At 74.9% G+C, this 9,373-nt stretch carries 7 protein-coding genes and 1 riboswitch; all 7 genes read left to right on the top strand.

What is annotated here, in order from left to right; all coding sequences use genetic code 11:
* Nucleotides 1–591 precede the first annotated feature (591 nt).
* A riboswitch (SAM riboswitch) is annotated at nucleotides 592–703 on the top strand.
* A gap of 408 nt (nucleotides 704–1,111) precedes the next feature.
* Nucleotides 1,112–2,266, top strand: a complete 1,155-nt coding sequence (locus ACFV9Q_RS25745) for an LLM class flavin-dependent oxidoreductase (RefSeq protein ID WP_377236777.1) — start codon at nucleotides 1,112–1,114, stop codon at nucleotides 2,264–2,266.
* Between the two features lie 38 nt (nucleotides 2,267–2,304).
* Entirely contained in the window at nucleotides 2,305–2,745 is a 441-nt protein-coding gene (locus ACFV9Q_RS25740; RefSeq protein ID WP_377236776.1) for a rhodanese-like domain-containing protein, read from the top strand.
* Nucleotides 2,742–3,410, top strand: coding sequence for a GNAT family N-acetyltransferase (locus ACFV9Q_RS25735; protein WP_377236775.1), 669 nt, complete (start codon nucleotides 2,742–2,744; stop codon nucleotides 3,408–3,410). The genes ACFV9Q_RS25740 and ACFV9Q_RS25735 overlap by 4 nt, the downstream gene beginning before the upstream one ends.
* A complete protein-coding gene (locus ACFV9Q_RS25730; protein WP_377236774.1) occupies nucleotides 3,407–4,792 on the top strand; it encodes an O-acetylhomoserine aminocarboxypropyltransferase/cysteine synthase family protein in 1,386 nt (461 codons plus the stop codon). The genes ACFV9Q_RS25735 and ACFV9Q_RS25730 overlap by 4 nt, the downstream gene beginning before the upstream one ends.
* Nucleotides 4,789–6,141: an LLM class flavin-dependent oxidoreductase gene (locus tag ACFV9Q_RS25725; RefSeq protein WP_377236773.1), complete on the top strand. Its 1,353-nt coding sequence runs from the start codon at nucleotides 4,789–4,791 to the stop codon at nucleotides 6,139–6,141. The genes ACFV9Q_RS25730 and ACFV9Q_RS25725 overlap by 4 nt, the downstream gene beginning before the upstream one ends.
* A gap of 321 nt (nucleotides 6,142–6,462) precedes the next feature.
* Entirely contained in the window at nucleotides 6,463–7,785 is a 1,323-nt protein-coding gene (locus ACFV9Q_RS25720; protein ID WP_377236772.1) for an LLM class flavin-dependent oxidoreductase, read from the top strand.
* 47 nt (nucleotides 7,786–7,832) lie between these two features.
* On the top strand, nucleotides 7,833–9,254 hold the full coding sequence (locus ACFV9Q_RS25715; RefSeq protein WP_377236771.1) for an NtaA/DmoA family FMN-dependent monooxygenase: 1,422 nt from the start codon (nucleotides 7,833–7,835) through the stop codon (nucleotides 9,252–9,254).
* Nucleotides 9,255–9,373 lie beyond the last annotated feature (119 nt).

Genomic DNA, 9,373 nt, shown 5'->3' with positions numbered 1-9,373 from the left:
CTTCTACCCAGTCATTGGGCCCGAAAACAGCCTGGTTCCGGGCCCAATGACTGGGTAGAAGCGCACTTCTGCGTTGTGGGGGTGTGGGCTCGGCGGTGTCGGTCGATCGCACGAGTTCGGCTGACCGCCCGGCTCGTCTCGTGACCCCGGCCGGTTCGGTGCGTGACTCCGGCTGGTTGCTGACGCCGGCGCGTGAGTCCGGCTGGTCGCCGACGCCGGCGCAAGAGTCCGGCTGATTGCTGACGCCGGCGCAAGAGTCCGGCTGATTGCTGACGCCGGCGCGTGACTCCGGCTGGTCGCCGACGCCGGCGCGTGAGTGAGCGGGGACGGCTAAGCGAGAGTGCGCTACTACCCAGTCATTGCGCCCGAAAACAGCCTGGTTCCGGGCCCAATGACGGGGTAGAAGCGCACCTTGCTCGGGCGGGGTCCGCGCCCGCGTCAGCCAGCGCACCCCACCCCCTGGCGAGACCCTGGTCCCGGGATGTGAGATCTGGGCAAGGATCATTGACTTCTATGGGTTCCATTCGTATCTTCTGTGACATCGAGACCAATCACACCAATCCGATCGGAGAGATGTAGAAAGCCTCGACAGGTCATGAGTTCCGACGCGAAGCCCCGGCTGGTCGGACGGCAACCCCCCGCGCGGGTGGGTGCCCCGGGTGAGGACCAGGTCCACCGCCGCCGGCGGATGACAACACGCGTCGCTCGCCGATGGGCGAGCAGGTGAGGAGAACGACGATGACCCGGAGCGCTGCCCCCGCCGTCTACGTGTCCCTGCCGTCCCGGAACGTCACCGTGCGGGCTGGTGCTGCCCCGCGCGAGGACATGTGTTGTCACTGCTCCTGTCGCTGACGGCGACAGTCCCACACTGACAGCCCCGACGCGCTGACCGGTCGCCACAGGCGCCACCGGCCCGCCGCCCGGACTCCTCTCGGCGTCGCACGCCGAGCCCCGGCCGTATCCGGCCCTCACGTTCCTGACCGGACGTCCCACTCCTGCCCTCTGGCAGCCACGCTCCCGGGTGACCCCTGGACGCCGTCGCGCACCCTGCGCGCGCCGGCCGGGTCCTCCGGGCGCCGTCGCGCAGCCGCAGCCCGAACGGAGCCCCGCCGTGCCGTACCCGTCGCAGCCCACGTCCCTCGCCCCCACCTCCTCCCGTCCCGTCGTGCTCGGCGTGGACCTCACCTCCGCCGGCGCCCGTCCGGGCGCCCACCGGGCACGTGGCCCGGTCGCTCCGCGCCCGTTCGACGGCGAGCGGTTCCTGCACCTCGTGCGGACCGCCGACCGCGGCCTGCTCGACTTCGTCAGCCTCGACGAGGGCTTCCTGCTCCACCCCGGCCGCAGCCAGGTCACGGGACGGCTGGACACGGCCGTCGCCGCGGCCCGGGCCGCGCGGGTCACGGCCGGCATCGGGCTGGTCGCCGCCGTCGACACGGTGCACGTCGAGGCGGCGCACGCCGCCGTCGCGCTGAGCAGCATCGACCGCGCCAGCAGCGGCCGGGCCGGCTGGCAGGCCGTGCGGCAGGGCAAGCTCCCCGAGTCCGACGACGCGTGGGCCGCGCGCGTCGAGCTCGGCATCCGGTCCGTGACCCAGGTGTGGACCGGACGCCCCGGCAGCGGGTCCGGCGCGGTCGAGCTCGACGCCGAGGGACGGTTCCGCGTGGACCACGACGGCATCCGGTTCGCCGTCCGGGGCCGCCGCGCCGAAGGAGACGCGCTGCCGCAGGTGCCCCCGCCCGTCGTCGTCCGCGTGCGCTCCGAGGCCAGCGCGGCGCTCGCCGGCCGCACCGCCGACGTCGCGCGGATCACCGTCACCGACGCCGCGCACGCGGTGCGGCTGCGCCGGCTCGTGCGGGACGCCGCGCTGTCCGCCGGGCGCGACCCCGAGGAGCTGCGCGTGCTCGCCGAGGTCTACGTGGTGCTCGCGCAGGAACGGGCCAGCGCGCGGGCCCGGCTCGAGCTGGTTGAGGCGCTGGAGGGCACGGCCGCCATGGGCGACGGGCTCGTCGTCGCCGACACGCCGGACGAGCTCGCCACCCTGATCGCCGACTGGACCACCGTCGGCGCCGTCGACGGGTTCCTCCTGCGGCCGTCCTCGCTCAGCTCCGACCTCGACACCATCACCGACCACCTGGTGCCCGCGCTCCAGCAGGCGGGCCTGTTCCGCACCGAGCGGACGGCGACGTCGCTGCGCGGCTCGCTCGGGCTGTCGGACGTCGAGGCCGCCGAGCGGGCGCTGCCCACGGGCCGGCTGCTGAGCGCCTGACGACCCGACGAACCACAGACGACCCGGAGGAGACCATCATGACCACCCCTGAGCTGCAGACCCCCGACGCCGCGGGCGCCAAGGTCGCCGGCGGCGCCCTGCTGATCGACGTCCGCTCGGCCGCGGGCCGCGCCTCGGCGGGCGAGATCCCGGGCGCCACGCTCGCGGACCGCAACGACCTCGACGCCTTGTTCGGGCCGTCCGACAACCCGGCGATCACCCTCGACACGCCCGTCGTGATCGTGTGCGGCTCGATCAACGGCTCCGGCCCGGTCGCGGAGGCGCTCGCCGCCCGCGGGTACACCGACGTCTCGCACGTCGACGGCGGTTTCCCCGCCTGGAAGGAGGCGGGGCTGCCCGCGACGGAGGCGGCAGACCGGCCTGCGCCGGAGGCGGACCAGCCCGCGGCAGCCGGGGCGGACCAGCCCGCGACCGCCGGAGCGGACCAGCCCGTGACGGCGCCGAGCGCGGCACCATGACGATCGCGGACGAGGTCTGGGCGGCCCGGTCTACCAGTGGCACGGTGAGCGGCACGGGCGGCAGCGCGCCGAGCGTCGTCGTCCGGCGGGTGCGGGACGACGAGCACCGGGCCGCCGCCGAGGTGCTCGTGACCGCCTACACGCACGACTTCGACATCAGCGACGGCTACCGCCAGTCGCTCGGCGACGTCAGCCGCTGGGCGAGCGAGCACGAGGTCTGGGTCGCGGTGCCGGCCGCCGAGACGGGCGCGGGCGGTGGGGCCACCCGCGTGCTCGGCGTCGTCGTCACCCCGGCGCTCGGCGGGCCGGCGCTGTCGCAGCTCGCCCAGGACGGCGAGCTCGACTTCCGCCTGCTCGCGACGCACCCCGACGCCCGCGGGGGCGGCGTGGGCGAGACGCTCGTGCGGCACGTCATCGAGCTCGCCCGTGACCGGGGCGCCCGGCGCGTCGTGCTGAACTCCGGCGACCAGATGCGTGCGGCCCACCGCCTGTACGAACGGCTCGGCTTCGCGCGCCTGCACGAGCGCGAGACGCGCCTCGTCGAGACGAAGCAGGGGCCCACGCGGCTGCTCGCCTTCGGCCTCGACGTCACAGCCGACACCGCCGCTGACGCGGACCCCGCCGCCGTCACCACCGGCATCAACACCCCGGACGGCCGCCCATGACCGGCTTCGCCACCCGGCAGGTGCACGCGCGCAGCGCGGGGCGGGACGACGCCGGGCGTGCCACCGGCGCGCCCGACACCGCGCCGTCGGCCCGCGTGGTTCCGCGGGCCACGCCCGTCTACCTCACCGCAGGGTTCGAGTTCGAGGAGTGGGAGCAGGCCGCCGGCCACTTCGGCGCGGGCGAGGGGTTCGCGTACACGCGCACCGGCAACCCGACCACGGCCGCCGTCGAGCAGCGGATCGCCGCCCTGGAGGGCGGCACCGACGCCCTGTTCCTGGCCAGCGGGCAGGCGGCCGTCACGGTCGCCCTGCTCGGCCTGGTCGAGGCCGGGCAGCGCGTGCTCGCCGCGTCCAGCATCTACGAGGGCACGCGCGGGCTGCTCCTGGAGAACCTGCCGCGCCTCGGCATCGACGCCGACTTCGTGGACGACGCCGCCGACCCCGCTGCCTGGGAGCGCGCGATCCGCCCCGAGACGCGCGTGCTGTTCCTGGAGTCGATCCCGAACGCGCGCAACGACCTGCCCGACCTCGCGGCCGTGGCCGACGTCGCGCACGCCCACGGGCTGGTGCTCGTCGTGGACAACACGCTGGCCACGCCGTACCTGCTGCGGCCCATCGAGCACGGCGCCGACGTCGTGGTGCACTCCGCCAGCAAGTTCCTGGCGGGGCACGGATCGGTGCTGGGCGGCGTCGTCGTCGACGCCGGGACGTTCGATTTGCGGGCATCGGGCGGGCTGTACCCGCACCTCGTCGCGCCGAGCCGCACGGGCGGGCCGAGCGTGGCCGACCGGCACGGCGGCAACGCGCGCCTCGCGTACCTGCGCGAGACCGTCGCGCCGCGGTTCGGCCCCACGCCGTCGCCGCTGAACGCGTTCCTCGTGGGCCAGGGCATCGAGACGCTGTCGCTGCGCGTGGCCCGGCAGAGCGCGTCGGCCCTGGAGGTCGCGCGCTGGCTGGCGTTCCGGCCGGAGGTGGCGTCGGTGGACTACTCGGGGCTGGACTCCAGCCCCTCGCACGCACTGGCCAAGCGGTACCTGCCGGACGGCCAGGGCTCCGTCTTCACCTTCACGCTGCACGGCGGCGCCCCCGCGGCGCGCGCCCTGGTGGAGGCCGTGCAGGTCTTCACGCACATGACCCACATCGGCGACGTCCGCTCCCTGGTACTGCATCCCGAGAGCACCAGCCACGTCCTGCGCACCCCGGCGGAACGTGCCGCGTCGGGCATCCACCCGGGCACCCTGCGCCTCTCGGTCGGCATCGAGGACCTGCCCGACCTCATCGGCGACCTCGACCGCGGCCTCAGATCGGCGGACGAAGCGGCCCGGCGCGCCGCCGCCGGCACCCCCGACGCGAAGAGCACCACACGCAAGGAGACACCATGACCCGCCAGCAGCACCTCGGCTGGTTCCTGGCCCGCGGCTTCGGGCCGCACGGCTGGGGCCACGACTACCTGGACTGGAACTACGACTGGACCCGGCCCGACCTCTACGTCGAGTCGGCCCGCGCCCTGGAGCAGGCGGGCGTCGACCTGCTGATCATCGAGGACGCCCCGTCGCTCGGCAGTCCCGAGACCATCGACCTGCGCGTGCGGCAGGCGTTCGGCGGCCCCAAGCACGACCCGCTGCTGCTGGCCCCGTACCTGTTCGCAGCGACGCAGCACCTGGGCATCGTGCCGACGGTCAACCCGGCCGCCGTGCTGCCCTACACCGGGGCGCGCCAGCTCTCGACGCTCCAGCACCTCTCGGGGGGGCGGTTCGGCCTCAACCTCGTGACCGACACGGGCAGCGCGCGGCACTTCTCGGCCGCGCCGCCGCTGGGGCACGACGCCGCGTACGACCGCGCCGAGGAGTGGCTCGACGGCGTCCGCTCGCTGTGGCGGTCCTGGGACGACGGCGCGCTGATCGCCGACCCGGGCACCGTCGGGCCCGGCGGTGTCCGGACCGGGGGCCGCTATGCCGATGGTGGCCTGCTGCGCCCGGTGCGGCACCGCGGCGAGCACTACGCGTTCGACGGCCCGCTCAACGCGCTCCCGTTCGCCGACGGCGCGGACGGCGAGCCCGTGATCGTCTCGCCCGGCGGCTCGGGCCGAGGGCTGGCGTTCGCGGGCGCGAACAGCGACGTCCAGCTCGCGCTCGCGCCCCTGACGGAGCGCAGCGTGCGCGACTACCGGGCCAGGGTGCACGCCGCGGCCCGCGCGTCGGGCCGGGCGCTGGAGCACGTCAAGGTGCTGTTCGCGATCAAGCCCGTGCTCGTGTCCAGCCCGCAGGAGGCCGACCGGCTGGTCGCGGCGTCGGCGAACCCGGACGACGGGACGCTGTGGCGCATCGCCGAGCAGCAGTCGAGCGACCTGGAGACCGACCTGACGGCGCTCGACCTCGACAAGCCGCTGCCCACGGGCCTGTTCGGCGACCACGTCTCGCACGGCTCGATCAAGCGGCTCGTGGGCGACCACGACCTCGCCACCACGCCGCTGCGCGTGCTGCTCGGCGGGCTCGCCCGCCTGGGGCGCATCGCCGACCGCTCGGGCTGGGTGGGCACCGCCGGCGAGCTGGCCGACCTCATCGAGGAGCTGGGGGAGTGGGGCAACGACGGCGTGCTGCTGTGGGGCGACCTGCACCCCGTCACCGTGCACCGCACGCTCGACGAGCTGGTCCCGATCCTGCGGCGGCGCGGCATCCTGCGCACCGAGTGGGCCGACGGCGGCCTGCGGGCCAACCTCCGCGCGTTCTGACGGGCGCCGCCGAACCCGCGACAACTGCACCCCCGATGCCGTCCCCGGCGATACCGTCTGCCCCGTGCACCCCCAAGGATGGCGGCGCATCGTGGCCTGGCTCGTCGACTGGCTCTGCTTCTGCCGATCACCTATGTCGTCACCCTGTTCGTCGGGACCGCTGGTGGTCGCGGCCGGCGTCGGCGTCACGGAGCCGGCCGCCACTATGTGAGACCACCATGTGAGAACTTCCGGCGGACCCCTTGGCAGGTCCCCGTGCGGACCTATCGTCGGCGCCACCGCGGCCCCCGCCCGGGCCGCCTGACGCCGCGAGGAGCAGCCATGACGACCGACGGTTCTCTCACCGCACCACAGGATCCGGCCGACGACCCGGCCCGCGTACCGGCCGCAGCTCACGAGGCGGCCCCGGGACACGACCCGGCCCCGGGACGCCCCCCGATCGTCGCCGTCGCCCTCGACGGCGCCGGCTGGCACCCCGCCGCGTGGCGGGAGCCGGGCGCCCGGCCCGAGGCCCTGACCGACGCCGCCTACTGGGTGGGCCTGACGCAGCTCGCCGAGGCCGGGCTCGTCGACCTCGTGACGTTCGAGGACAGCTTCGGCATCCCGGTCGGCCCGTGGGACGACCCGGCCGCCGACCGGACCGATCGCGTACGGGTCCGCCTGGACGCCGAGCTCGTCGCGGCGCGCGTGGCCCCCGCGACGCGGCACATCGGGCTCGTCCCCGTGGTCACGGTCACGCACACCGAGCCGTTCCACGTCGCCAAGGCGCTGGCCACCCTCGACCACACCAGCCGGGGCCGGGCGGGCTGGCAGGTCCGCGCCTCGCCGTCGGGCGCGGAGGCCCGGCTGACCGGCCGCCGCGACCTGGCGGAGATCACGCTGGAGGACTACGCCTCCGGACGGGCGGACGAGCAGGTCGCCGAGCTCTTCGCCGAGGCGGCCGCCGTGGCCGAGACGGTCCGCGCGCTCTGGGACTCCTGGGAGGACGACGCCGAGATCCGCGACGTCGCCACGCGCCGCTTCATCGACCGCGACAAGGTGCACCGCGTCGACGTCGAGACGCGGTGGTTCTCCGTGCGCGGCCCGTCCATCACGCCGCGCCCGCCGCAGGGCCAGCCGGTCGTCACCGCGCTCGCGCACGCCCCGGTGCCCTACGAGCTCGCGGCCCGCGCGGCCGACGTCGTCTTCGTGACGCCGCAGGACGACGTGACGGCGGCGTCGATCCTGACCGAGGTGCGGGCCGCCGAGGCCCGCGTGGGCCGCACCGGCGAGCCGCTGCGGGTCGTCGCCGACCTCGCCGCGGTGCTCGACGCGAACGGGCGGGCGGCGGCCGAGCGCCTGGCCCGCCTCGACGCGCGGGCGGGCTCTGCCGCCGGCGCCGAGCCGGGCTGGGTCACCGACGCGCGCGTGCTCGCGGGCTCCGCGGCCGACGTCGCCGACGTGGTCGAGGCCTGGTCGGGCCTCGGGTACGACGGCGTCCGCGTGCGTCCCGCCGTGCTGCCCGACGACCTGGACGCCCTGGTCACGGACGTGCTGCCCGAGCTGCGACGGCGGGGCCTGGCGCGCACCGCCTACGACGCCGGCTCGCTGCGCGGGCTGCTGCGCCTGCCGACCGACGTCCCCAACCGCTTCGCCGTCGTCTGACCCGGTGCGACCGGAACCCCAGCCCGAGACCTGAGAGCGAGCAGACCATGAGCACACCCACCGGCAAGCCCCGCAAGCAGATCATCCTCGGCGCCTACCTGGGCGGCGTGAACCACCACACCCTGTGGCACCTCCCGGAGTCGGGCAGCCAGATCGACTTCTCGACCTTCGAGCACACGGCCCGCACCGCCGAGCGCGGCCGGTTCGACTTCTTCTTCCTCGCCGAGGGCCTGGCGCTGCGCGAGCGGGACGGGCAGGTCTTCGACCAGGACATCGTCGGGCGGCCCGACACGTTCACCGTGCTGGCCTCGCTCGCCGCCGTGACCGAGCACCTGGGCCTGGCCGCGACCATCAACGCGACCTTCAACGAGCCGTACGAGCTGGCGCGGCAGATCGCCTCGCTCGACCACCTCTCGGGCGGGCGGGCGGCCTGGAACGTGGTGACGAGCTTCGACGCGTTCACCGGCGCCAACTTCCGCCGGGGCGGGTTCCTGGACCGCTCCCAGCGGTACGAGCGCGCCGCGGAGACCATCGAGGTGGTGCGCTCCCTGTGGGATGCGTGGGCCGCCGAGGACCTGGTGATCGACAAGGAGGCGGGCGTCTTCTCCCGGTCCGGCGCCGGCTCGTTCGCGCACACCGGGCCGCAGTTCGACGTCGGCGGCTGGTTCGGCGTCCCGCGTTCGCCGCAGGGCCACCCGGTGATCCTGCAGGCCGGGGTCTCGCCGCAGGGCCGGGACTTCGCCGCGGCCAACTCGGACGCGATCTTCTCGCCCTACGGCCGGTTCGACGAGGCCCGCGACTACTACCAGGACGTCAAGGCACGAGCGGCCGGGTTCGGGCGCGACCCCGACCACCTGAAGATCCTGCCGAGCGCGTCCTTCGTGCTCGGGGCGACCGAGGCCGAGGCGCAGGACAAGGCCCGCTGGGTGCGCGAGGAGCAGGTCACGGGCCGCACGGCGCAGATCCTGCTGGAGCAGATCTGGAACCGAGACCTGTCGGCCTACGACCCGGACGGCCCGCTGCCCGACGTCGAGCCCGCGCTCGACGCGCCGTCGTTCATCGCGGGCCGCGCCCTGACGCACGCCGACCGGCCCGCGACCGTGGCTCGCCTGCGGGCCCAGGCCGAGGCCAACGGCTGGTCGCTGCGGCAGACCGTGATCGAGGAGTTCACGCGCGGCTCGTTCGTCGGCACGCCGACGCAGGTCGCGGATGCGCTCGACGACTTCGTGCAGAACGACGGGTCGGACGGGTTCGTGATCGGCTCGCACCTGGTGCCGACCGGGCTGGACGAGCTCGTGGACGACGTCGTTCCGCTGCTCCAGGAGCGTGGCTCGCTGCGCACGGAGTACGAGGGCACCACGCTGCGCGACAACCTGGGCCTGCCGACGCCGACCCGTGCCGCGGCGTCGACGCCGGCAGCGGCAGCGGCGTCGGCCCGCGCACCGCAGGAGGCGGCCGGCGCGCGCTGACCGCGGAGCGGGCGCACGAGAAGTGGGGGTCTCCCCCCCCCCCCCGCCCCCCCCCCAAGGGTTTTTTTTTTTCACCCCCGGGGGTGAGCACACCACCAGAGAAACAACGGGTGGTGCTC

It is taken from the genome of Promicromonospora sp. NPDC059942 (assembly GCF_042731755.1).
GTDB lineage: Bacteria > Actinomycetota > Actinomycetes > Actinomycetales > Cellulomonadaceae > Promicromonospora.
The sequence above is the reverse complement of the archived record's forward strand: the minus strand, read 5'-3'. Positions and strand labels throughout refer to the sequence as shown.